Here is a 22448-nt window from a genome sequence, read left to right as displayed (position 1 = left end):
GGCGAGCGCGTTCGGGCGAGACCCTCAGGAGGCCGGTCGGACCCGTTCCAGGACGCGGAGCGAGCCGCGGACGCCGACCTCGGTGAAGTCCCCCGAGGCGAGGGCCTTCTCGTAGATCTCGAAGGGCGGCCGACCGCCGTCGGCGGGGTCCGGGAAGACGTCGTGGATGAGCAGCGCGCCGCCGAGGCGGACCCACGGCGCCCAGCCCGCCAGGTCGTTCTGCGCGGCCTCCGAGCTGTGGCCGCCGTCGATGAACACGAAGTCGGCGGGTCGTCCCCAGACGCGGGCCGTCATCGTCGACGACGCGAGGACGCCGATGACCGTGGACTCCAGGCCGGCGTCGTACATCGTGCGTCGGAACCGCGCCGACGTGTCGAGCGTGCCGGTGTGCGGGTCGACCAGAGCGGTGTCGTGGTACTCCCAGCCGGGCTGGTGTTCCTCGGATCCGCGGTGGTGGTCGACGGTGACGACGAGAGCGCCGAGCGGTTGCGCGGCCGCGCCGAGCCAGACCGTCGACTTCCCGCAGTAGGTGCCGATCTCGACGCCGAACCCGACGGCGTCGGCATCGGACAGGTATTGCCGTGCGACCGCGTGCAGCGCGGTCGCCTCGTCGACCGGCATGAACCCGGGGGCCTCGTCGAACGCCCGTCGTTGCGCATCGGACAGGGCGGTGGCGGGGGCGTCGGCGCCGGTCGGACTCATCCCGCGATCCTATCGGCCGGGCCACGCCGCCCCGCGTAGCGTGACCGGCGTGAAAGCGCAGATCCTCACCGCCGAGACCGGTCCTGACGCCCTCGAGCTCCGCGACGTCGACGACCCGACGCCGACCGACGAGCAGCTCCTCGTCGACATCCGTTCGTGCGGGGTGTGTTTCCCCGACCTGCTGATGTCGCAGGGGAAGTACCAGATGCGCGTGCCGGTCCCGTTCACGCCGGGAACCGAGGTCGCGGGGGTGGTCGCGTCGGCGCCGGCGTCGTCGCGGTTCTCCGAGGGCGACCGGGTGGTGGTCACCTCGCTGATCGGCGGGTTCGCCGAGCGCGTCGCCGCGGTGGACTCGCAGGTGCTGCCGTTGCCCGACGACCTGTCGTTCGACGAGGGTGCGGCCCTGGGCATCAACTTCCAGACCGCGCTGTTCGCCCTGGACACCCGCGCACAGCTGCAGCCCGGTGAGACCGTCGGGGTGCTCGGCGCGGCCGGCGGTGTGGGCGTCGCGACCATCGCGGTCGCCAAGGCGCTCGGTGCACGCGTCATCGCGATCGTGCACCGCGAGGGTGCGCAGGACATGCTGCGCGAGGTCGGTGCCGACGAGGTGGTCCCGCTGCGGGAGGGCTGGGGTGACCGGGTGAAGGAACTGACCGGCGGCGGCCTCGACGTCCTGATCGACCCCGTCGGGGGTGAGGTGTTCGACGAGGCGCTGCGACAGGTCGCGCCGGACGGACGGTTCGTCGTCGTGGGGTTCGCCGCCGGTGGGATCCCGAGCGTCAAGCTCAACCGCGTGCTGTTCCGCAACATCTCCGTCGTGGGTGCCGCGTGGGGCGAGTATGTTCGCACCCACCCCGACCTCCCCGAGCAGCTGCACGAGCGCCTCTCGGCGATGGTCGCCGAGAAGGGTCTCCGCCCGCCGGTGAACGTCACCTACCCGCTGTCGGATCTGCCGCAGGCCTTGCAGGACCTCGCCGACGGGAAGATCCTGGGCAAGGCGGTCATCCGCATCAGCGAGTGACCCACCGTCACCGGAGGAGCCCCCATGTGCCGCAACATCACCGAGCTGCGCGGGCTGGAGCCGCCCGCGTCGGCCGTCGAGATCGAGGCCGCCGCGCGCCAGTACGTCCGCAAGGTCAGCGGCGTGCAGAAGACGTCGGGCGCGAACGCCGAGGCCTTCGAGAAGGCGGTCGCCGCCGTCACCGAGGTGACCCGCGAACTGCTGTCGACGCTGCCCGCCCGACGCCAACCGCCGAAGACGGTCCCGCCCCTGCGACGCCCCGAGGTGCAGGCGCGGATCGCCGCACGGGCGGCCGCGTCGTCCTGACGGGTCAGGACGCGGTGTGGGAGTTCAGGGCGCGGTGTAGGACACCTGCAGGTCCTTGACCCCGTTGATCCATCCCGATCGCAGCCGCTGCGGTTCGGCGAGTTTCGTGATGTCAGGCGCCAGGTCGGCGATGGCGGTGAACATCAGCTCGATCTCCATCCGTGCGAGGTTCGCGCCGATGCAGTAGTGCGCCCCGCTGCCGCCGAAGGACAGGTGCGGATTGGGGTTGCGGGTCACGTCGAAGCGGTGCGGGTCGACGAACACCTCCTCGTCGAAGTTGGCCGACGAGTAGAACATCCCGACGCGCTGGCCGGCGCGCACGGTGACGTCGCCGAGCTCGATGTCGCGGACCGCGGTGCGCTGGAAGCAGTGCACCGGCGTCGCCCAGCGGATGATCTCGTCGACGGCGGTCGACGGGCGGTCCCGCTTGAAGAGCTCCCACTGGTCGGGGTTGTCGAGGAAGGCGTTCATCCCGGCGCTGATCGCGTTGCGGGTGGTCTCGTTGCCGGCGACGGCCAGCAGTACGACGAAGAACCCGAACTCGATCTCGGTCATCGCCTCCGCGCCGTCGGGGCCGCCCTCGGTGTGCACGAGCATCGACACGATGTCGTCGGTCGGGGTGGCCCGACGGGCCTCGGCCATCGCGTAGGCGTACCCCATCAGCTGCGCGTTGGCCTCGGCCGGGTCGACTCCGGCGAACTCGGGGTCGTCGGTGTTCATCACCGCGTTGGACCAGGCGAACAGCTTCTCGCGATCCTGCTCGGGCACACCGATCAGGTCGGCGATGGCCGACAGTGGCAGGTCGACGGCGACATCGTGGACGAAGTTGCCGGTGCCACCCGCGACGGCCTTGCCGACGATCGCCCGCGCCCGTTCGTCGAGGATCGTGTGCAGGGCGTTCACCGCGCGGGGGGTGAACAGTCGCGACACGACCTTCCGAAGCCGGGTGTGCTCGGGCGGATCGTGGTTGATGAGAAGCGCTTTGGTGTACTCGAGCAGTTCCGGCGTCACACCGTCGGGCAGGCGCATGACCGCGCCCTGCGTGGTCGTCGACCAGTCCACGCTGTTCTTGGAGATCGCTCGGATGTCCGCGTGGCGGGTCACGACCCAGTAGCCGTCGTCCTGGAAGGGGGTGCTGCCGGGCTCCTGGTCGATCCAGAAGATCTTTCGAGCCGCCCGCATCTGCGCGAGTTCGTCGACGGGGAGACCCCTCTCGAGGAGTCCGGGATCGGTGAGATCCCAGCCGGCGCCGAACGGGCAGCGGGTCGGTAGATCGGTCACTGCGGTGCCTCCTGAGGGGGTGTGGCGCGAGCCCAGCGGGGGATGACGAAGACGGCGTCGGCCACGACGCTGGGGCCGTCGGCGTCGGAGAGGGTGCCGGTGACGAACTTCTTCGGCCCGTCGTAGCGGTCGGTGCGGGCCTCGAGATGTACCGGGCCCAGGCGGGTCTCGCGCAGGTACCGCACCGAGATGGTGCCGGTGAACGAGGGCGTCCCGTCGGCGCCGGCCGCCTCGCCGAGGAGGTGGTCGAGCAGCAGCGCGCAGATCCCGCCGTGGACGAGTCCGGGCGGCCCCTCGTAGGCGGCGCCGAGACGGACGTCGGCCCAGCGCAGTCCGTCGTCACCGGCCTGGACACGCATGGGCGGTGCGACGGCGTTGCGGACGCCGACGGCCGGGTTGCCCCAGGGCATCCCGGTCCCGGCGCGGGTGTAGCGCACGCCGTACGGGCCGTCGCTCTGGCGCGACCGCAGGCGCTCGGTCACCGCGCGGACCGCAGCGGTCACGTCGGGGATCTCGCCCTCGGCGACCTCGGTGCGGATGACGGCGTCGACGAGGTCGCGGACGGCGTCGGTGAGCGGTTCGACGACCGACCGCCGCCGTTCCATCTCGACGTCGTCGATGTCCTCGAAGACGAACGTCACGACCGGGACTTCTTCGCGTGCTGGTCGATGACCTTCCCGAACGTGAAGTTCAGCTTCGTGCCCAGTGGCCACCCGATGTAGTAGCAGAGGAACAGGGCGATCTCGCGGAGCTGCTCGGGTTCGAGCTCGCCGTTGCCGAGGGCCGCGCCCGCCTGGATCTCGGCGACGTCGTCGAGACCCGACGCCGCGAGGGCACCGATCAGCAGCAGGCGACGGTCCCGGATGGACAGGCCCTCCCGCGACCAGACCTCGCCGAAGAGGTGGTCGCAGGTGTGGGCGAAGTAGTCGCCCGGACCGTCGCTCATCTCCCAGCCGTAGACCTCGGACATCTTCGCCAGACCGCGGGCGCGACGGTCGTCGGGTGTGTCGCTCATCGTGTCGCCTTCTCTCGTGCGGCCGCAGCCAGCGGTCCGGGTCCCACGCCGAGGCCGTCGCCCAGCTGGTCGAGTGCGAGTCGGCCCAGGGGGAGGTCGACGCCGAGCTCGGCGGCCAGCGCCAGCGCGAGGGAGACGTCCTTCTCCCCGAGGCCGCGCACGTGTGTGAAGACCCCGTGCCAGAAGTCGTCCTCGGCGATCGGGGCGGTGGTGTCGCGCAGCATGATCGCGCCGGCGCCGCCGGTGATCGCGTCGGTGTGGCGGACGACCTTGCCCAGCTTCACGAGGTCGACCCCGGCCGCCTCGGCGAGGCGGCTCGCCTCGGCGGCGGCGGTGAACGAGATGAAGTGGAGCAGGTTGCGGGCCACCTTCATCCGCGTGCCCGCCCCGACCGGCCCGGCGTGCATCGTCATGTCGGAGGTGAGGGCGAACACCGGCTTCACCGTCTCGTAGGCACTGCGCTCACCGCCGACCATGATGGCCAGTCGCCCCTGTTCGGCGCCGGGCGCCCCGCCGGACACGGGGGCGTCCACCAGGTCGACGCCCTTCTCCGCGCACGTCGTCGCGAGCGCGACCGCGGTGTCCGGGGCGATGGTGGAGTGCACCGCGACGACGGTCCCCGGTCGCGCCGTCTCGAGGACGCCGCCGGGCCCGGTCACGACCGATCGCACCTGCTCGTCGTCGACGACGGTGATCGACACGACATGGGCGACCGCGGCCACCTCGGCGGGTGTCGCCACCGCGCGGGCGCCCGCACCGACGGCCTTCTCGGTCGCCTCCGGCCGGGCGTCGCACACCACGAGTCCGCCGGGCCACGCCGTGAACCGTTGTGCGATGGGAGCACCCATGCTGCCCAGGCCGATGAAGCCGACCGGGTCGGCGGAGCTGACCGTCACGATCGGATGATCTGTCCGCCGTCGACGTTCAGGATCTGACCGGTGATCCACGACGCGTCGTCGGACAGCAGGAACAGGAGCGCGTCGGCCATGTCGTCCGGGGTGCCCATCCGGGACAGCGGCAGCTTGGACACCATGTCCTTCACCATGTCGCCGGGTGTCGTCGACTTCGTGGCCTCGGTGTCGGTCGGTCCGGGGGCGATCGCGTTGACCCGGATGCCCTGGCCGCCGAGCTCGGTGGCCAACTGCTGCGTGAGGCCGTTGATCCCGACCTTGGCCAGTCCGTAGAAACCGCTGTAGAGCCATGCGGCGGTGGAGGACTGATTGACGATGGCCGAACCCCGTGGCATGTGCGGGTAGACCGCGCGCGTGACGTTGAGCGCGCCGTCGAGGTTCACGCCCATGAACTTCTTGTAGTAGTCCCACGGCACGGTGATGAGGAAGTCGAGCTTCATGCCGCCGTAGATCGCGGCGTTGTTGACGAGGCCGTCGATGCGGCCGTGTGCCTCGACGGCGGCCGCGGCGAGCTGCTGCGCGGACTCCGGGTCGGAGACGTCGCAGTGGACGTAGGTCCCTCCGATGTCGGCGGCGACCTTCTCGCCCGGCTCGTCGGCGACGTCGGCCACGACGACGCGCGCCCCCTCGTCGGCGAGGCGTCGGGCGTACACCTCACCGATGCCGCCGGCCGCGCCGGTCACGATGACGACCTTGTCGTCGAAACGCTGTTGTGTCACTGGGTGTCTCCTCGATGGGTGAGCGGGCGTGTGGTCGTCACTTCGGTGTGGCGACGGCCTTGGTCTCGAGGTACTCCTCGAAACCGGCCACGCCCATCTCGCGGCCGATGCCGGATGCCTTGTAGCCGCCGAACGGGACGTCGGCGGAGTACCAGATGCCGCCGTTGACGCCCATGGTCCCGGTGCGGACCGAGTCGACGACGTGCTGGATGCGGCCGGGGTCGCTGCCGTAGACCATGCCCGACAGGCCGTAGGTCGACTCGTTGGCGATGCGGATCGCGTCGTCGTCGCCGTCGTGCGGGATCACGACCAGGACGGGTCCGAAGATCTCCTCCTGGGCGACGCGAGAGGTGTTGTCCAGGCCGGAGATCAGGGTCGGCTCGATGAACCAGCCCTTCTCCTGTCCCGCGGGTCGGCCGCCGCCGACCTCGATGGTCCCGCCCTCGCTGACCGCGAGGTCGATGTAGGACTGGACGCGATCCCGCTGGCGTTCCGAGATGAGCGGCCCACACACGGTGCGCGACCGCCGCGGGTCGCCGGGGGCCAACCCCGCCATCGTGTCGCGGGTCGCGGCGACGGCCTCGTCGTACCTCTCGCGCGGTACGACGAGTCGCGTCGTGATCGCGCACCCCTGACCGGCGTGGGTCGCGACCGCGAATCCGGCCATGGCGCAGGCACCCTGCAGGTCCGCGTCGTCGAGGACGATGAACGCCGACTTGCCGCCGAGTTCGAGGAACACCTTCTTCAGGGTCGACGCCGCCGACGCCATGACCGTGCGGCCGGTCTCGGTCGACCCGGTGAAGGAGACGATGTCGACACGCGGGTCGGTGCACAGCTGAGCGCCGAGTTCGTGGTCGGTCGAGGTGACGACGTTGAGGACGCCCGGCGGCAGGTCGGTCTCGCGGGCTGCGATCGCCCCGACGACCGCGGCGCACCATGGGGTGTCGGGGGCGGGCTTGAGGACCACGGTGCAGCCGGCGGCCAGCGCGGGACCGATCTTGGCGAAGTTGATCTGGTGCGGGAAGTTCCACGGTGTGATGGCCCCGACGACACCGACCGCCTCACGCTGGGTGTATCGGGTGGTGGGGATCCCCATCGGGGAGGCGTCACCGAGTTCCGTTCGCCACGAGTAGCTCTCGGCGAGATCGGCGAAATACCCGAGGTCGGCGATGGGGCCCTCGAGCTGCGGACCGCTCGTGAGCATCTTCGGGGCGCCGACCTCGGCGATCGTGATGTCCCGCAGTTCCTCGATGTGTCCCTGCAGGGCATCCCGCAGTTGCCGCAGGCAGTGGGCGCGGAACGCCGGGTCCCTCGACCACGACGTCGTGTCGAAGGCGGTGCGCGCGGCGGCGATCGCCGCGTCCATGTCGTCGGCGGAGGCGTTTGCGGCGTGGCCGATGACCTCCTCGGTGGCGGGGTCGACGACGGCGAAGGTGCCGTTCGCGCCGGGGCGCAGCTCGCCGTCGACGAGAAGAGACGACGTCCCGTCGGGAAGCAGCGACGACGCCCCGTCGGTGACCAGGGGAGTAGCCGAGCGGTGCTGGTCGGCGGTGGTGGACATCGTGGTCGACTCCATTCTGGACACGTGTCTGGACTGGTGCTCAAACGTAATGTAGCGTGGCCCACATGTCCAGCCCCTCGTCCCACGAGTCGACCCGTCGCCGGTTGACCGACCAGCAGGCCGAGACCGTCCGCCGACTGACCGAGGCAGCGCGAGAAGTGCTGCACGAGGACGGTTTCGAGGCGATGACGGTCCGCATGGTCGCCAAGCGCGCGGGCGTCGCCCCCGCCACGGCCTACACCTACTTCAGCTCGAAGAACCACCTCGTGGCCGAGCTGTTCTGGCGGATGCTCGTGTCGTCGGTGCCCGCGCCCGACCCGTCTCTCGACATCACCGAGCGCGCGGCCGTGGTGCTGCGCGACGTGGCACTCGTCGTCGCCGGCGAGGAGCAGTTGGCGGGTGCGGTGACCGTCGCGCTGCTCGGGTCGGATCCCGATGTGGCGCACCTGCGCATCCGCGTCGGCGGCTTCATCCGCGAACGGCTCGCCACGGCTCTCGGTCTGCCGGTCGACACCGACGACGAGCGCGTCGAACTGCTCGAGATGCTGTACTCCGGGGCGCTGGTGCGCGCCGGGATGGGCTATCAGACCTACTCCGACATCGCCGACAGGCTGGCCTCGGCGGCCAAGCTGCTGCTCGAGGAGCACCGGTGACCACGGGGACCGAGGCCGGCGTGCCCGGCATGCAGGACCGGGTCCCGTTCGACCCCTACGACTACGCGTTCCACGACGACCCGTACCCGACGTACGCACGGCTGCGCGCGCAGGCGCCGGTGTTCTACAACGGTGCCCTCGACTTCTGGGCGTTCAGCAAGCACGAGGACGTGCGCACGGCCTTCCGTGACGCGCAACGGTTGTCGAACAGCTGGGGTGTCTCGATGGACCCGGCTGCCTACGGACCCGACGCCCACCTGTCGATGTCGTTCCTGGCCATGGACGACCCGAAGCACATGCGCATCCGCAAGCTCGTGTCGAAGGGGTTCACCCCGGCGCGGGTCAACCACCTCGCCGACCGCGTCCGCGAGATCACCCACCAGCACTGGGACAAGTGCCTGGAGCTCGGCGAGTTCGATTACGTCGCGGAGTTCGCCGGGCTGCTGCCGATGGACGTCGTCAGCGAGCTGATGCTCGTCCCCGTCGCCGACCGCGCGCGACTGCGGGAACTGTCCGACGCGCTGATCCATCGGGACGAGGGTGTCTTCGACGTCCCCGAGGCGGCGGTGAATGCCTATTTCGAGCTCGTCACCTACTACGCCGACCTGATCGCCGACCGCCGACAGAACCTCGGCGACGACCTGGTGTCCGCGCTCATCCGCGCGGAGATCGTCGACGACGAGACCGGTGAGCCGACGACGCTCACCGAGGGCGAGATCATCGGCTTCATGATCCTCATGATCGTCGCCGGCAACGAGACGACCACGAAACTGCTTGCGAACGCGGCGTACTGGGGCTTCCGCAACCCCGAGGAGCTGGCCAAACCGCTGACCGACCCCGATGCGGTCCCGCAGTGGACGGAGGAGACGCTGCGCTACGACAACTCGACGCAGATGGTGCTGCGTCGGGTCATGGAGGACGTCGAGTACGGCGGGTACACCATCCCGGCGGGACAGCGCGTCCTGCTCCTGGTCGGCTCGGCCAACCGCGACGAGGACGTCTTCGACGCACCCGACGAGTACCGCATCGGCCGGGACAGCTCACAGACCCTCACGAGTTTCGGTCTGGGGACGCATTTCTGCCTCGGCGCGCACCTCGCGCGACTCGAGGCGAACGTCGCGCTCGGTGAGATCGTCCGGTCGGTGCGCTCGTTCGAGCTCGACCTCGACCGCGCCGAGCGGTTCCACTCGATCAACGTGCGCGGTTTCGCGACGTTGCCGATGTCGGTGAGCGTGCGCTGATGCCGCGGTTCGGACCTCATCCGGAACGCCGCCCGGTGCTGATCGCCGGCGGGTCGTCGGGGATCGGCGCCGCGACGGGCGTCATGCTCGCCGCGGCAGGGTATCCCGTCGCCCTCGGTGCCCGCCGTCTGGAGAAGTGTCAGGAGTTCGTCGACCAGATCACCGACGCCGGCGGCGAGGCCGTCGCGGTGTCCCTGGACGTGACCGACCCGGCGTCGATCGACGACTGCGTGCACAAGGCGGAGGCCGCGCTGGGCGCGGTAGAGGTCGTCGTGTCGGGAGCCGGGGACATGGCACCCGGCCGGACGTTCGAGGCGACCACCGACGAGTTCGCCGCACAGGTCGCCATCCACCTCACCGGTGCGCAGCGACTCTTCCGACGCGTCGTGCCCGAGATGATGGACCGTCGCCGTGGGGATTTCGTGTTCATCTCCTCGGACGTGGCGGTCGACCCCCGCCCGCACATGGGCGCCTACGCGGCCGCCAAGGCAGGCCTCGAGGCCTTCGCGCTCACCGCGCAGATGGAGGTCGAGGGCTCCGGTGTCCGCGTGAGCCTGGTCCGTCCCGGACAGACGCTCACCGGGATGGGGATGAACGTCGACCCCGAGGTCACCACCGCGATGCTCAACGACTGGATGCCGTTCGGCTTCGCGCGCCACGGCAACTTCATGCGCCCCGAACATCTCGCGCAGGCCATCACCGCGGTCGTCGGCATGCCTCGGGGAGCGCACATGCGACTCGTCGAGGTGGAGGCCGAAGCCGCCCTCACCCGAGTACCCGACCCCGAGTCAGGAGACCCCCGATGACACTCACCAAGCCCGCCCGCGTCTCCGGCGGCGAGGGCGAACACGGCCATCTCGAGGAACTCGCGACGGATCCGATCGGCCTGTTCTGGCGTGTCCGCGAGGAGTGCGGCGACGTCGGCCAGTTCCAACTGGCCGACCGCGAAGTCGTCCTCGTCAGCGGTGCCGCGGCCAACGAGGAGTTCTTCCGCGCCCCCGAGGAAGACCTCGACCAGGCGGCCGCGTACCCGTTCATGACACCGGTGTTCGGTGAGGGCGTCGTGTTCGACACGAGTCCCGAGGAGCGGTCGTCGGCGATCCACAACGCCGCCCTCAAGGCCGACCACATGAAGCGTCACGCCGTCACCATCCCGAACGAGGTCGAGCGGATCATCGCCGACTGGGGCGACGAGGGCGAGATCGACCTGCTCGAGTTCTTCGCCGAGCTGACGCTCTACACCTCGTCGTCGTGCCTGATCGGTGGGAAGTTCCGCGAGCAGCTCGACGGACGGATCGCGCATCTGTTCCACGACCTGGAGAAGGGCACCGACCCGATCGCGTACGTCGACTTCCACGCCGACATCGAGAGCTTCCGCAAGCGTGACGAGTCCCGCGCGGAGCTGGTCGAATTCATCGAGGGCGTCATGCGCGAGCGGATCGCGAACCCGCCGGCCGAGAAGGCCGATCGAGATCTGATGGACGTGCTGGTCTCGGTCGGGTTCGACGCGAACACGATCACCGGGATGTTCATCTCGATGATGTTCGCCGGCCACCACACCACGTCGGGTACCGCCGCGTGGACCCTCATCGAGTTGCTCCGGCATCGCGAGTACATGGACCAGGTCATCGCGGAACTCGACGAGATCTACGGCGACACACCGGCGGGGGACAGGCCGGAGTACACCTTCGCCCACACGCGGCAGATGCCGAAGCTCGAGGCCGCGCTGAAGGAGTCGCTGCGCCTGCACCCGCCGCTCATCGTGCTGATGCGGGTCGTGCAGAACGACATCCACATCGAGGACGTCGAGATCACCGCCGGGCAGACGGTCGCCGTGTCGCCGGCGGTGAGCAATCGTCTGCCCGAAGACTTCCCGGACCCGGACGCCTTCGACCCCGACCGGTACCAGAAGCCGCGCCAGGAGGACCTGGCCAACCGGTGGACGTGGATCCCGTTCGGTGCCGGTCGGCACCGCTGTGTCGGGGCGCAGTTCGCCATGATGCAGCTCAAGGCCATCTTCTCGGTCCTGTTGCAGAACTACGACTTCGAGATGCTGCAACCCTCGGAGTCGTACCGCAACGACCATTCGAAGATGGTGGTCCAGCTGCAACAACCGTGCCGGGTGGCCTACCGGCGTCGGGCGCGGTGACCGGGGTGAGGATCGAGGTGGATCTCGACCTGTGTCAGGGGCACGGGGTCTGCGAGATGGAAGCCGCCGAGTACTTCCGCGCCCACAAGGACCACGTCGAACTGCTCCGCACCGAGGTGGACACCGACGACGTCGACGACGTGGAACGCGCCGTCGCCTACTGCCCGACGCAGGCCCTCCGGCTCGTCGGTGACTGACAGACACATCCCCGACGAAGTGGAAGGTGCCCATCCCCATGGCTTTCGATCGCGCTGAGATGGACGAGATGGTCGAACGGTGGCTGCAGGCCAACCGGGACGCCGAGAAGGCCGGCGACTGGCGTCCGCTGGCGGAGTTCTACGCCGAGGACGCCACCTACGGGTGGAACTACGGGCCGAACGACGACTTCATGGCCGTCGGCCGCGACGAGATCCGGGACTTCGCGATCGGCTACGAGATGGACGGTCTCGACGGCTGGACGTACCCCTACCAGTCGTGGGTGATCGACGAGAAGTCCGGCGACATGATCGGCTTCTGGAAGCAGATGTACGACGGAAAGCGACCCGACGGCACGCAGTACGGGCTGGAGGGCATCCAGGGCAGCTGGTTCAAGTACGGCGGGAACTTCCAGTTCGTCTGGCAGCGTGACTTCTTCGACTACGGGAACGTCATCGCGCTCTTCATGGAGATGATGAAGAACGGCGACCTCTCCGAGGGGATGAAGGGGCGGATGGACCGCGTCGCGAACGCGAAGGAGCCGCTGCCGGGGTGGTACCCGCTCGGCAAGACCCCCGTCCCGTTCTGGTGAGTCGATGACCTACAGCGACCTGAGTCGGGAGCAGCTCGCGATCCTGCTCCCCGAACTGCTGCTGTCCGGTCAGTTGATCGACCGCAGCGGAATGGCCCATGTCATCGGCGCCTTCGGGCGTGAGGAGATGGCGCAGGTGGCCATCGAGGAGTGGATGGCGGCGAGCCCGGTCTACACGGCCCGGATGCGTGCCGCGATGGGCGTCGCCGGGAACACCGTGCCGGACATGTTCAAGTGCCTGCAGCTGGACATCGGTGCGCCACCGCAGTTCATGGACTTCCGCTACGAGGTGGTCGACGACCACACCGGCCGGTTCGTCCTCGACCACTGCGGGGCCCTGCTCGACGTCGAACCACTCGGCGACGACTACGTGACGTCGATGTGCCACACGATCGAGGACCCGACGTTCGACGCCACCGCGGTCGCGACCAACCGCAAGGCGCGAATCCGTCCGGTCCACCGGCCCCCGCGCCGTCCCGCGGACCGGACGCCCCACTGCGAGTGGACCGTCACCATCGACGAGAGCCGCGAGGACCTGGAACTGCCGGACTACACGGCGGCCATGTTCGACACCGCGGCGGCGAGCCTGACGCTGTCCGCCATCGACCACGACGAGCCCGGGTGGACGGACTACTCCGGCGACCTCCTCGACGACCTGCAGTTCCGAGACTGGGCGCGCAGCACGCTCATCCGTGCTGCGGAGGAGGTGGCGCTGCAGCATCAGCTGCTGGCCCTCGGCTACATCTGGGCCGTCCGTCGCCGTACCGACGAGGCCGGCGTCGACAAACTCGTCCGCAAGCAGCTGACCGGCATCTCTGGGCTCGCGGCCGACCGCATCCGCGCCGCACTCGACCTCCCTCGTGACGCCGAGGGACTCGCGCGGGTGTTCGAGCTCCACCCCGTGCTCGGCCCGCATCAGTACGTGGGGATCGACGTCGAACGGTCGGCCGACGAGAAGTCGGTGTCGGTGCGCATCCCGCAGCGCGGTCCTGCCGTGGACGACCGCGGCTGGGTCACGTTCATCGACCCCGACCATCTCGGACCGCTGCAGGCGATCGCGACCGCCGTCGACCCGCACTGGGTGATCGAGGGCGCCCGCGTCGACGACGGTGCCCTCACTGTCGACTTCGGTTGGCAAGACGACGAACTCGCCGAATCCGGCGAGGTCGCCGTGGCCCGATTCAGCGGGGGCGCGACCTTCGCGTTCACCGACCGTGGGACGCCGCGACCGCTGCTCCCGATCACCCCTGTCGGCTGACGAGGAGGCCCGGTGGCCCAGAATCTCGCGGACCTGTTCGAGCATGCCGTCGACGCGGTCCCCGATCGTGTGGCGGTGATCGACAACGGTCGGCACCACACCTTCGCCGACGTCGAGGGCCGGGCCAACCGGCTCGCGCATCTCCTGGCCGAGTCCGGGGTGGGCGAGGGCGACCACGTCGCGGTGCACATGCACAACGACGTCGATGCGCTCGTCGCGTTCCTGGCGTCGTACAAGCTGCGTGCCGCGGCAGTGAACGTCAACCACCGCTACCGCGTCGAGGAGGCGCGGCACGTCTACTCCGACGCCGCAGTCAGGGCCGTCGTCACCCAGCCGGATCACGCCGACGTCGCACATGCCGCTGCCACCGCGATCGGTGCCACCGTGGTCGTCAGCGGCACGGAACTCGACACCGCGCTCGAGGCGCAGTCGTCGGAGCGGGATTTCGGCGAGCGTCGCGACGACGATCGCTTCCTCATGTACACGGGTGGGACGACGGGCGCGCCGAAGGGCGTCATATGGAACCACTCCGACATCTGGCGGGTGCTCGGCGGCGGGATCGACTTCTACTCCGGGGAACTGCTCGCCGACGAGTGGCAGCAGTCGAGATCGGCTGCGGAGTCCGCGGCCGCCGGCGCCACGCAGGGCATGCGGTTCCTGATGCTGCCACCACTCATCCACGTCTCCGGCCTGCTGCCGTCGCTGGGGGCACTGTTCTCCGGCAACACGGTGATGTACGAGCCGCGGTTCGACGCCTCGTCGGTGTGGGACGTCGTCGCCCGTCAGGAGGCGAACATCCTCGTGATCACGGGCGACGCGATGGCGTTGCCCCTCATCGAGGAACTGCGTTCGCGTGCCGCGGCGGGCACAGCCGTGTCGGTGCCGTCGCTGCTCGCGATCAGTTCCGGTGCGGCACTGTTCTCCCCGGCGCTCAAGGCGCAGATGCTGGAGCTGCTGCCGACCGCGGCGATCAGCGACTCCATCGGGTCGTCGGAGACCGGCTTCGGTGGCATCACCGTCTACTCGTCGGCGGACACCTCGTTCGCACGGTCCGCCTACAGCGGCGGACCGCGCGTGCCTGCCGGTCGGGGCGCGACGGTGATCGACGACGACGGCGTCCTGGTCGACGCACCCGGCGAGGGATGGTTCGCCAAGACGGGTTTCCTCCCTGTCGGATACCTGAACGACCCGGTGAAGACGGCGACGATCTTCCGCGAGCACGACGGTGTCCGGATGGTCGTCAGCGGCGACCGCGCGCGCCTGGAGTCCGACGGGTCGATCACGTTGCTGGGCCGCGGTTCCCAGGTGGTGAACACCGGTGGGGAGAAGGTCTTCGTGGAGGAGGTGGAAGGCCACCTCAAGGCGCACCCGGGGATCGTCGACGCCACGGTGGTGGGCGTGCGTGACGAGAGGTTCGGGCACCGTGTCGCCGCGGTGGTGAGCGTCGTCGGTCCCGCCGTCGACTTCGCCGACGTGGAGGCCCACCTGCGGGACAGGCTCGCGGGGTACAAGATCCCGTGTGCGTACTGGGTGGTCGACCAGGTGCAGCGGACCCCGAGCGGCAAGCCGGACTACCGGTGGGCCACCGAGATCTCGCGGGGTGGCGCCCCGACGCACGACCGACTCCACCCGGCCACGTGACCGACGCCCCCGACACGTTGTCGGGACAGGTCTTCGCCGTCGCCGGGTCCAGCCGTGGGATCGGGGCCGCGCTGGTGGTGCGTCTCGCGGAGCTCGGTGCGGCCGTCGTCGTGAACGGCCGTGATCGGTACGTCGTCGAGGCGACGGTCGAGGCGATCCGGTCGTCGGGCGGTCGGGCGGAGCCGGTCGTCGGCAGTGCCTCCGATGCCGCGGTGGCGCACGCGCTGGTCCGGACCGCGGTCGAGTCGTTCGGTCGCCTCGACGGTGTGGCGAACTGCGCGGGAATCGCCGAGCCGCCGGGGTCGTCGGTGCTCTCCATGGACTCCGAGGTGTTCGCCGACGTCGTGGCAAGCCATCTCACCAGCGCTTTCGAGGTGACCCGGGCCGCGGCGCCGGTCCTGGCCGAGGGCGGCGGAGGATCGATCGTCCTCAGCGGATCCGCCGCGGCGCTGGGGATCTTCGGCGGGTCGGCGTATCCGGCCGCCAAGGCCGGGGTCACGGGCCTCGCGCTGGCCGCGGCCGCAGATCTCCGGCATCTCGGGGTGCGGGTGAACGTCGTCATGCCCGGCGCACGCACGCGGTTGTCGACCGGTGAGGACTACCACCGCCACATCGACGGCCTGCGGGACCGAGGGATCCTGGATGCCGGGACACACGCCGCTGCAGCCGATCCCGCCCCGGCGGCGTACGTGACGAGCACGTACGCACAGCTGCTGTCCCGGATGTCCGCGCCGATCACCGGCGAGGTGTTCAGTGCGGCAGGCAACTTCATCGGGCGCTACGCGCCGGCCGAGTTGCAGCTGCTCGCCTACGCCGACCATGTCGAGACCCCGCCGATGACGCTCGCCCAGGTGGGGCAGGCGATGGCGGCCGTGTCCGGCCCCGAGGTCGTCGGTCGGGCGTCCGCCGATCACTGAGGCTTCTGCGGGGCGCGGAGATGTCGGGAGGTGTCGCCGACGTAGGTGATGTGGCCGTAGTCGCGGCTCGCAAAGCGCCAGGCGCCGTTCTCGACCGTCATCACGTCGTGGTGGTGCCCGACCATGACGACGTGTGCCCCGACAGGACTCGCCTGCAGCACGGTGTACTGCGACCGAACCGTGGCGCGAGAACTGTCCGCGACGTCGATCGCGGGCTGCGCGATGACGTGCCGGGTCCGCGGGGTCCCGTCGGCGTGGATGATCACGGCGCTCCGCAGGAACTCCTCGACGAGGCCCCGCCCGGATCCGATCTCGGTGCCGGACACCAGGATCTCCGCTCGGGCGAGCAGGTCCGCCACGCCGCCGAAGTCTCCCGCGTCGAGGCGGCGTGCGTAGTCGTGCAGCAAAGACGTGATGCCCGAGAACGCCGGGACTCTAGGCACCGACCTGCACCGGCAGATGACGGAGTCGACGCACGAGCAGGCTGCGTTCCCAGTCGGGGTCCTCGGTGTCGACGGTGAAGCCGTTCGGGGTCCGGTCGAGGAGATGGTCGATCGCGACCCGTCCCTCGAGGCGTGCCAGGGCTGCTCCCACGCACAGGTGCAAGCCCTTCCCGAACGCCATGTGCGAACGTCGTGCGGCCGGATCGAGGTCGATGTCGTCGGGCTGGTCGAAGGTCGCGGGGTCCCGGTTCGCCGCGCCCCACATGAGATAGAGATGCGAACCGGCGGGCAGGTCGACCTCACCGAGGGTCGTGTCGGCCACGACGTGGCGGTAGTGCCCACGGAACGGGGACTCGAGACGGAGCGCCTCCTCGACGAACACCGGCACGAGATCGCGGTCGTCGCGGATCGTCTCGACCACATCGGGATTTCTGCCGAGGAGGTACACGGCGCTCCCGAGGAGGCTGACGGTCGACTCCGCGCCGGCGGCGACGAGCTGCAGGCTGATCATGACAGCGGTGCCGTGGTCGAGCGTCCCGGCGACGACGAGACGGGCGAGATCGCCCAGGACGTTCTCGCCCGGGTTCGCCATCGCGCCGTCGAACGCCTGGGAGAGGTACACGCTCAGCTCGCCGACCGCGTCGGTCGCGGTCTCGAGTTCGGCGGCGGTGACGACGCCGTCGAGCAGGATGGTCGCGGCGAACGACCACCGGACGAGGTCGTCGATGTCGTAGGTGGGGAACCCGAGGAGTTCGGCCACCACCGCCATAGGAAGACGCTGTGCGACGTCGGTCATCCAGTCGAGTCGGTTCCCGTCGACACCGTCGGTCCACAGTCGTTCGAGGGTGTGGTCGATGAACGGTTCGAGGGCACGGACACGCTTGGCCACGAGCGACGGCATGACCACCGCACGGTGGGCCTTGTGCTCGGGGTCGTCGGCGGTGGCCAGGACGTGGATCGGCGAGCCGAGTTCGGCGATCGGGTACTCCTCGACCGTCCCGTCCTCCTTCCAGACCATGGTCGCCGTGAGATTCGACGAGAAGTCGTCGGTGCGGGCGACGGCCTCGGCGATGAGGTCCCAGCCGGTGACGGTGAAGAACGACGAGTCACCGATGCGGCTCACGGGCTCGGTCTGCGTCAGCCGCCGCAGACCGGGGTAGGGATCATCGAGATCGAACACGTCACCAGCGTGGATGCCGTACAGCCCCGAGCGCAACGGTGTCGGCGATGTCGACATCGCACTGTGCGGGGTCGGTGCGTCGCGCGTCTCGTCGCGCCGCGCTGACCGGCCCCCCTCCTTGCGACATCCCGAGTATCTGTCTCACCATGAGATCGTGACTCGCGACTGGCTGGTGGACGACGATCGAGCGGATCGCGCCCGCGAGCGTCTCCTGGGCGAAGCCGCGGCGATGATCCGGCAGAACGGTGTGGACCGGTTCGACATCAACGAGTTGGCGCGTCGCGCCCATTGCTCCCGTGCGACGGTCTATCGGCACGTCGGCGGGAAGGACGCGATCATCGAGGCCGTGCTGACGATCTCATCCGCGACCGTCACCACCGCGGTCGCCGAGCGCATCGCGGGGCTGTCAGGCCGGGAACGCGGGGTCGTCGCGATCGCCGCGGCGCTGCGGGAGATACGCGCCGACACGCTGACTCGTCAACTCCTGACGTCGCGGCGGCTGCAGAGCGCGGTGCCGGCTGCGGTGGCGTCAGCGACGATCATCGGCATCGCGATCGAGTTGATGGGTCTCGAGTCCGGAGACGTCGTCTCGGCCCAGTGGCTGATCCGCGGGTTCCTCGCCCTCGCCCTGTGGCCGTTGCCCCCCGACCACGAGGCCACGGCCGTGCGGGCGTTGGTGGCCGGTGTGATCGGCGAGGGGTGATCAGGCTTCGACGGCCCGTCGACACCGGACTCTGTCAGGCCGTTCCTGGGTCGAGGTAGGCCACGATGGCGTTCGTGAGTCCGGTGCGCGCGAGGTCGAGGTCGCTGTAGGACCCCAGCTGCCGCTCGGAGACGATGCCCCGCATGGCGCCCGGGATGAAGGCGGCCACCTCGGCCAGGCGGTCGGGGTCGACGCCGAGTCCGGCGAAGGCGCGGCGACACGTGTCGAGCCACGCCTCGCGCCAGGACGCGAATTCGGCTGCGGTGAGCGGGAACAGGCGCTCGAACTCGTCGCGGTCACGGGGCATCGCCGCGCGCAGTGTCTCGATGGCGCGGGAGTCGGTGCCGGACAGGCCGTCGTACAGGTTGTCGACGATCGTCGCCACGCGCTCGTGCAGGGTCGCGCCCGGGGCTGTCCTGGCGGGGAGGTCACCGCGGCGCTCGGCGGTGTACCGCAGGACCGCTGCCCACAGGCCGTCGATGTCCCCGAACTGGTATTTGATCGCGCCCCACGTCGCTCCGGCGTCCTTGGCGATCCGGTTGCCCGACACCGACGCAGGGTCGCCGGTGGCCAGAGCGTGCAGCGCCGCGTCGAGCATGGATTCACGCGTCGCCTGGCCGCGCTTGTTCGCGCGGCGTTCCGCCACGCCCGTCTCGACCATGCCCGAAGACTACTGGTCACGGTGTTTCGAAGACACCTCTGTCTTTTTTTTCACAGACCCTTCTATGGTCGAGGTCGTCGCACGCACGTGAGCGGAAGGACACCGATGGCGAAGACGCCCCTGCCGATGAAGCCGACCGGCTGGTTCCAGGTCGCGTGGTCGGCCGAGATCGCTGTCGGCGCCGTGCATCGAATGCACTACTTCGACACCGAGATGATCGCCTGGCGATCGGCCGCCGGCCAGGCCACCGTCATGGACGCCTACTGCGAACATCTCGGCGCCCACCTCGGATTCGGCGGCACGGTGGACGGGGAGATCATCCGGTGCCCGTTCCACGGATGGGAGTGGAACTCCGAGGGCCGCAACGTCTGTGTGCCCTACGAGAAGCGTCCGAACAAGGGTCGGAGGATCCGCACCTATCCGGTCGAGGAACACAGCGAGTCGATCTTCATCTGGTACGACGAGCAGCGCCGGGATCCCTACTTCGGCGTCGCCGCGGCGCTCACCGGGTTCGACGACGGGAAGAGCGAGGCCGACTACTACCCCGCGTACGGCCACAGCACGCTGTACGAGCCCGGCGTCGAGATCCATCCGCAATACGTGATGGAGAACGGGGTCGATTTCGCGCATTTCAAGTACGTGCACGACACCCCGCTGGTCCCGGAGTTCACCCGACACGACTTCGACGCACCGGTGTCCTACGTGGACTTCACCGTCGCTTTCGACGATGTGCCCGCCGACGAGATCAACAGCGGTGTCCAGGCGATCAACTCGGGGATCGGCGTCGCGTGCACCAAGAGCTGGGGGATGATCGACAACAGGACTCTCACCGCGGTCACCCCGGTCGACGCGACCACGTCCGACGTGCGGTTCACCACCTGGATCGGCCGCAAGCCCGGTGACGACAGCCCGGAACCCACCAGTCGGGCGCTCCGGCACGCCGCGGGTGTCATCGAACAGTTCAGCAACGACGTCCACATCTGGAAGCACCAGCGCTACTCCGACCCGCCGGCTCTGTCCCCGAAGGAGTTCGCCGGCTTCACCGCCATCCGACGCTGGGCGACGCAGTTCTATCCCGACGACTTCGACCCCGTCGCCGCCGCGCGGGCCCACACCACCCGCTGACCGAGAGGCTCACCATGACAACCACATCGACCCCGATCCGTGTGTTCCAGGTCGCCACGGGCAACGTCGGCTCCGAGATGATCAAGCGGATCGCCACCCACCGCGACCTCGAGCTGGTCGGCGTGCACTGCTACTCGCCGGAGAAGATCGGTCAGGACGCCGGCGTGCTCGCCGGCCTCGAGCCGAACGGGGTCATCGCCACGGGCAGCATCGACGAGATCATCGCCGCTGAGCCGGATGTCGTGACGTTCCACGGCGTCTTCCCGGACGAGGACCTTTATGTGCCGGTCCTCGAGGCGGGAATCGACATCGTCACCACCGCCGACTTCATCACCGGGCACCACCGCAACGCCAACCACAGCCACGCGTCGGGCAGGCCGATCACCCAGGTGCTCGAGGAGGCCTGCCAGAAGGGCGGATCCACCTTTTACGGCACCGGGATGAACCCCGGTCTCGCGCAGATCCTCGGCATCGTCCACACCGCCGACGTCGCCGAGATCGAGAACATCACCGTCACCGAATCGGTCGACGTCTCCTGCCACCACTCGGTCGAGACGTGGAAGGAAGTCGGCTACGGCCGACCGATCGACGACCCGACCATCCCCGACTCGCTGTACAAGTACACCGCCGTGTTCGAGGACAGCGTGCGGCTCATGGCCGACGCCTTCGATCTCCCGCTCGACGAGGTGAAGTTCTCCTACGAGCTCGGCGCCTGCACGAAGGACGTCGACCTCGGGTGGTACTTCATGCCGAAGGGCTCACTCGGCGCCAACTACATCAAGTATCAGGGCATCGTCGACGGGATCCCGCGCGTCGAGACCCACCTCGAGTGGCAGATGACACCGCACACCGATCCGGCGTGGGACATCAAGGGCTGCTACATCACCCACATCAAGGGCGACCCGAACATCTACAGCAAGCACATGATCTTCCCCAAGCCCGGTGTGCGGCTCGACGACCCGAGCGATTTCGCGTCGATCGGCATGACCGTCACCGGCCTGCCGGCGATCAACTCGATCCGATCGGTGCACGAGGCCCGCCCCGGGATCATCACCAGTGCCGACCTCCCGCTGCGGGCCTTCGCCGGACGGTTCCAGCGCTGAGAGCCGAGCTCGGGTTCAGACCACGCACGCGAGTGCCGCGACGACCGCTGTCGCGATGTGGCCCCGGAGAAGTGCCAGCAGCAGAAGTGGTTGCGCCACACCGCCCTGCCCCGTGATGTAGACGGGTGCGTCCCAGGGCGTTTCCGGGCGGGTCGCCCGACGGGCCGTCGCGGCGATCGCACCGATCACGATGAGGCACCACCCGACCGGGGTGACCCCGCCGATGGTGGTGATCCCGACACACGCCCACCCGACCACCGCGACAGCCGGGATGGCACCGTGCGCGAGCAGGATCTGGGTGGCGGTCGCTCGCAGGGCACGGCGGAGTGCCGGTGTCGTCGTGAGGGTGCGCAGGCCGGACGCGACCGCACTGCCGGCACGGTAGGCGAGCAGCGCCGCGATCGCCGGTGCCACCGAGTGCATCGTCGTAGTCAGGCCCACCGCGATCGTGACCGCGACGACGGCTGTCCAGACACCGAGATCCCCAGGCCGGCGTCGCAGACGGACGACGTCTGCCCGGAGCATCGTGGCCACCGGCGACGCGGCCGCGACCGAACGACGCGGTGCCGCGGAACGACCTGCGCACCATCGCACCCGCCGGGCATGGTCGACGAATTCGGTGTCGGCTGTCAGCAGCAACAGCCGGGACGTCGCAGCGAGGCCGTCGGCGGGCGCCACGACGTCGCGATGCCACCGGGCGATCGGATGGACCGCCCGCGCGGTGGTCGAGGCGCGGGCACTGCGGCGCATCTGCGCGGCACAGGCGATCGCGACGACGAGAGCGGCTGCGACAGCACCGGATGCGGTTTCGGTGCCCACGTCGACGAATGGCGTCGACGAGCGTGTCAGGGCCCCGACCGCAAACCCGGCCGCAGCACCGCACGCGACGACGACGCCGAGGGTGCGACGCAGAGATCGGCCCAGCGCGGGCCCACGATCGGTCGGACCCGCCAGCGCCCACCGCATCCGTGGCCTGGTCACCCGCACGGCGCCCCACCACCACGCCGGGACCCCCACGACGCCGACGGTGATCGCCACCGCCCATACGCAGGCCCCGACGAGTCCGCCGGA

Annotated in this window: 25 protein-coding genes; 14 read left to right on the top strand and 11 right to left on the bottom strand. The window is 69.5% G+C overall.

The genetic code is table 11. The annotated features are described in order from the left end of the window. Positions 1–24: 24 nt before the first annotated feature. Positions 25–702 (bottom strand): class I SAM-dependent methyltransferase, encoded by a 678-nt coding sequence (locus tag LX12_RS13485; RefSeq protein WP_253655053.1) that lies wholly within the window; start codon positions 700–702, stop codon positions 25–27. Positions 703–751: 49 nt separating this feature from the next. Between LX12_RS13485 and LX12_RS13480 the strand changes: the two genes are divergently transcribed. Continuing rightward, positions 752–1723 (top strand): NADPH:quinone oxidoreductase family protein, encoded by a 972-nt coding sequence (locus LX12_RS13480; RefSeq protein WP_253655052.1) that lies wholly within the window; start codon positions 752–754, stop codon positions 1721–1723. Positions 1724–1747: 24 nt separating this feature from the next. After that, on the top strand, positions 1748–2029 hold the full coding sequence (locus LX12_RS13475; protein ID WP_253655051.1) for a DUF2277 domain-containing protein: 282 nt from the start codon (positions 1748–1750) through the stop codon (positions 2027–2029). Positions 2030–2053: 24 nt separating this feature from the next. Here LX12_RS13475 and LX12_RS13470 read toward each other — a convergent pair whose 3' ends face one another. From LX12_RS13470 to LX12_RS13445, 6 genes are read right to left on the bottom strand one after another with little or no spacing between them, the layout of a single operon-like run. Then, positions 2054–3310: a cytochrome P450 gene (locus tag LX12_RS13470; protein ID WP_253655050.1), complete on the bottom strand. Its 1257-nt coding sequence runs from the start codon at positions 3308–3310 to the stop codon at positions 2054–2056. Next, complete coding sequence (locus LX12_RS13465) at positions 3307–3951, bottom strand: PaaI family thioesterase (RefSeq protein ID WP_253655049.1); 645 nt, start codon at positions 3949–3951, stop codon at positions 3307–3309. Before LX12_RS13465 ends, LX12_RS13470 begins: the two co-directional genes overlap by 4 nt. Further along, complete coding sequence (locus tag LX12_RS13460) at positions 3948–4325, bottom strand: carboxymuconolactone decarboxylase family protein (RefSeq protein WP_253655048.1); 378 nt, start codon at positions 4323–4325, stop codon at positions 3948–3950. Before LX12_RS13460 ends, LX12_RS13465 begins: the two co-directional genes overlap by 4 nt. Continuing rightward, on the bottom strand, positions 4322–5173 hold the full coding sequence (locus LX12_RS13455; RefSeq protein ID WP_253655120.1) for an NAD(P)-dependent oxidoreductase: 852 nt from the start codon (positions 5171–5173) through the stop codon (positions 4322–4324). The genes LX12_RS13460 and LX12_RS13455 overlap by 4 nt, the downstream gene beginning before the upstream one ends. Positions 5174–5217: 44 nt before the next feature. Beyond that, on the bottom strand, positions 5218–5955 hold the full coding sequence (locus LX12_RS13450; protein WP_253655047.1) for an SDR family oxidoreductase: 738 nt from the start codon (positions 5953–5955) through the stop codon (positions 5218–5220). 37 nt (positions 5956–5992) lie between these two features. Continuing rightward, entirely contained in the window at positions 5993–7516 is a 1524-nt protein-coding gene (locus tag LX12_RS13445) for an aldehyde dehydrogenase (RefSeq protein ID WP_253655046.1), read from the bottom strand. Positions 7517–7581: 65 nt separating this feature from the next. On the opposite strand from LX12_RS13445, the gene LX12_RS13440 reads away from it, so the two are divergent. Genes LX12_RS13440 through LX12_RS13400 form a run of 9 tightly spaced genes read left to right on the top strand, consistent with a single transcriptional unit; the run spans position 7582 to position 16162 of the window. Beyond that, a complete protein-coding gene (locus LX12_RS13440; RefSeq protein WP_253655045.1) occupies positions 7582–8169 on the top strand; it encodes a TetR/AcrR family transcriptional regulator in 588 nt (195 codons plus the stop codon). Positions 8170–8198: 29 nt separating this feature from the next. Next, positions 8199–9410: a cytochrome P450 gene (locus LX12_RS13435; protein WP_253655119.1), complete on the top strand. Its 1212-nt coding sequence runs from the start codon at positions 8199–8201 to the stop codon at positions 9408–9410. Beyond that, a complete protein-coding gene (locus tag LX12_RS13430) occupies positions 9410–10216 on the top strand; it encodes an SDR family oxidoreductase (protein ID WP_253655044.1) in 807 nt (268 codons plus the stop codon). The genes LX12_RS13435 and LX12_RS13430 overlap by 1 nt, the downstream gene beginning before the upstream one ends. After that, positions 10213–11559 (top strand): cytochrome P450, encoded by a 1347-nt coding sequence (locus LX12_RS13425; protein WP_253655043.1) that lies wholly within the window; start codon positions 10213–10215, stop codon positions 11557–11559. The genes LX12_RS13430 and LX12_RS13425 overlap by 4 nt, the downstream gene beginning before the upstream one ends. Before the next feature lie 5 nt (positions 11560–11564). After that, the gene (locus LX12_RS13420) at positions 11565–11756 is read left to right on the top strand and encodes a ferredoxin (protein WP_253655042.1); all 192 of its coding nucleotides are present in this window, start codon (positions 11565–11567) and stop codon (positions 11754–11756) included. A gap of 38 nt (positions 11757–11794) precedes the next feature. Continuing rightward, the gene (locus LX12_RS13415) at positions 11795–12346 is read left to right on the top strand and encodes a nuclear transport factor 2 family protein (RefSeq protein WP_253655041.1); all 552 of its coding nucleotides are present in this window, start codon (positions 11795–11797) and stop codon (positions 12344–12346) included. Between the two features lie 4 nt (positions 12347–12350). Continuing rightward, entirely contained in the window at positions 12351–13604 is a 1254-nt protein-coding gene (locus tag LX12_RS13410) for a hypothetical protein (RefSeq protein ID WP_253655040.1), read from the top strand. Between the two features lie 12 nt (positions 13605–13616). Further along, the gene (locus tag LX12_RS13405) at positions 13617–15245 is read left to right on the top strand and encodes an AMP-binding protein (RefSeq protein ID WP_253655039.1); all 1629 of its coding nucleotides are present in this window, start codon (positions 13617–13619) and stop codon (positions 15243–15245) included. Continuing rightward, the gene (locus LX12_RS13400) at positions 15242–16162 is read left to right on the top strand and encodes an SDR family NAD(P)-dependent oxidoreductase (RefSeq protein WP_253655038.1); all 921 of its coding nucleotides are present in this window, start codon (positions 15242–15244) and stop codon (positions 16160–16162) included. The genes LX12_RS13405 and LX12_RS13400 overlap by 4 nt, the downstream gene beginning before the upstream one ends. Here LX12_RS13400 and LX12_RS13395 read toward each other — a convergent pair. Continuing rightward, the gene (locus LX12_RS13395; protein WP_253655037.1) at positions 16156–16605 is read right to left on the bottom strand and encodes a nuclear transport factor 2 family protein; all 450 of its coding nucleotides are present in this window, start codon (positions 16603–16605) and stop codon (positions 16156–16158) included. The two genes, LX12_RS13400 and LX12_RS13395, sit on opposite strands and share 7 nt — an antisense overlap. Beyond that, positions 16598–17785 (bottom strand): cytochrome P450, encoded by a 1188-nt coding sequence (locus tag LX12_RS13390; RefSeq protein ID WP_253655036.1) that lies wholly within the window; start codon positions 17783–17785, stop codon positions 16598–16600. Before LX12_RS13390 ends, LX12_RS13395 begins: the two co-directional genes overlap by 8 nt. 154 nt (positions 17786–17939) lie before the next feature. Between LX12_RS13390 and LX12_RS13385 the strand changes: the two genes are divergently transcribed. Further along, positions 17940–18488: a TetR/AcrR family transcriptional regulator gene (locus LX12_RS13385; RefSeq protein ID WP_253655035.1), complete on the top strand. Its 549-nt coding sequence runs from the start codon at positions 17940–17942 to the stop codon at positions 18486–18488. A gap of 34 nt (positions 18489–18522) precedes the next feature. Here the strand turns inward: LX12_RS13385 and LX12_RS13380 are convergent, their stop codons facing one another. Then, on the bottom strand, positions 18523–19149 hold the full coding sequence (locus LX12_RS13380) for a TetR/AcrR family transcriptional regulator (RefSeq protein WP_253655034.1): 627 nt from the start codon (positions 19147–19149) through the stop codon (positions 18523–18525). A 105-nt stretch (positions 19150–19254) separates the two neighbouring features. On the opposite strand from LX12_RS13380, the gene LX12_RS13375 reads away from it, so the two are divergent. Together LX12_RS13375 and LX12_RS13370 are read left to right on the top strand one after the other, a co-directional pair. Beyond that, positions 19255–20274, top strand: coding sequence for an aromatic ring-hydroxylating dioxygenase subunit alpha (locus tag LX12_RS13375; protein ID WP_253655033.1), 1020 nt, complete (start codon positions 19255–19257; stop codon positions 20272–20274). 14 nt (positions 20275–20288) lie between these two features. Beyond that, positions 20289–21377, top strand: coding sequence for an NAD(P)H-dependent amine dehydrogenase family protein (locus LX12_RS13370; RefSeq protein WP_253655032.1), 1089 nt, complete (start codon positions 20289–20291; stop codon positions 21375–21377). Positions 21378–21392: 15 nt separating this feature from the next. Here LX12_RS13370 and LX12_RS13365 read toward each other — a convergent pair whose 3' ends face one another. After that, a complete protein-coding gene (locus LX12_RS13365; RefSeq protein ID WP_253655031.1) occupies positions 21393–22415 on the bottom strand; it encodes a DUF6297 family protein in 1023 nt (340 codons plus the stop codon). Between the last annotated feature and the right edge of the window lie 33 nt (positions 22416–22448).

It is taken from the genome of Williamsia serinedens (assembly GCF_024171725.1).
Lineage (GTDB): Bacteria > Actinomycetota > Actinomycetes > Mycobacteriales > Mycobacteriaceae > Williamsia_A > Williamsia_A serinedens.
The sequence above is the reverse complement of the archived record's forward strand: the minus strand, read 5'-3'. Positions and strand labels throughout refer to the sequence as shown.

What these genes read in the sequence shown, in the direction of transcription:
- LX12_RS13485 (WP_253655053.1), bottom strand. Translation starts at nt 702, where the DNA reads ATGAGTCCGACCGGCGCCGACGCCCCCGCCACCGCCCTGTCCGATGCG.
- LX12_RS13375 (WP_253655033.1), top strand. Translation starts at nt 19,255, where the DNA reads ATGGCGAAGACGCCCCTGCCGATGAAGCCGACCGGCTGGTTCCAGGTC.
- LX12_RS13425 (WP_253655043.1), top strand. Translation starts at nt 10,213, where the DNA reads ATGACACTCACCAAGCCCGCCCGCGTCTCCGGCGGCGAGGGCGAACAC.
- LX12_RS13435 (WP_253655119.1), top strand. Translation starts at nt 8,199, where the DNA reads ATGCAGGACCGGGTCCCGTTCGACCCCTACGACTACGCGTTCCACGAC.
- LX12_RS13430 (WP_253655044.1), top strand. Translation starts at nt 9,410, where the DNA reads ATGCCGCGGTTCGGACCTCATCCGGAACGCCGCCCGGTGCTGATCGCC.
- LX12_RS13370 (WP_253655032.1), top strand. Translation starts at nt 20,289, where the DNA reads ATGACAACCACATCGACCCCGATCCGTGTGTTCCAGGTCGCCACGGGC.
- LX12_RS13380 (WP_253655034.1), bottom strand. Translation starts at nt 19,149, where the DNA reads ATGGTCGAGACGGGCGTGGCGGAACGCCGCGCGAACAAGCGCGGCCAG.
- LX12_RS13460 (WP_253655048.1), bottom strand. Translation starts at nt 4,325, where the DNA reads ATGAGCGACACACCCGACGACCGTCGCGCCCGCGGTCTGGCGAAGATG.
- LX12_RS13410 (WP_253655040.1), top strand. Translation starts at nt 12,351, where the DNA reads ATGACCTACAGCGACCTGAGTCGGGAGCAGCTCGCGATCCTGCTCCCC.
- LX12_RS13455 (WP_253655120.1), bottom strand. Translation starts at nt 5,173, where the DNA reads ATGGGTGCTCCCATCGCACAACGGTTCACGGCGTGGCCCGGCGGACTC.
- LX12_RS13475 (WP_253655051.1), top strand. Translation starts at nt 1,748, where the DNA reads ATGTGCCGCAACATCACCGAGCTGCGCGGGCTGGAGCCGCCCGCGTCG.
- LX12_RS13445 (WP_253655046.1), bottom strand. Translation starts at nt 7,516, where the DNA reads ATGTCCACCACCGCCGACCAGCACCGCTCGGCTACTCCCCTGGTCACC.
- LX12_RS13440 (WP_253655045.1), top strand. Translation starts at nt 7,582, where the DNA reads ATGTCCAGCCCCTCGTCCCACGAGTCGACCCGTCGCCGGTTGACCGAC.
- LX12_RS13415 (WP_253655041.1), top strand. Translation starts at nt 11,795, where the DNA reads ATGGCTTTCGATCGCGCTGAGATGGACGAGATGGTCGAACGGTGGCTG.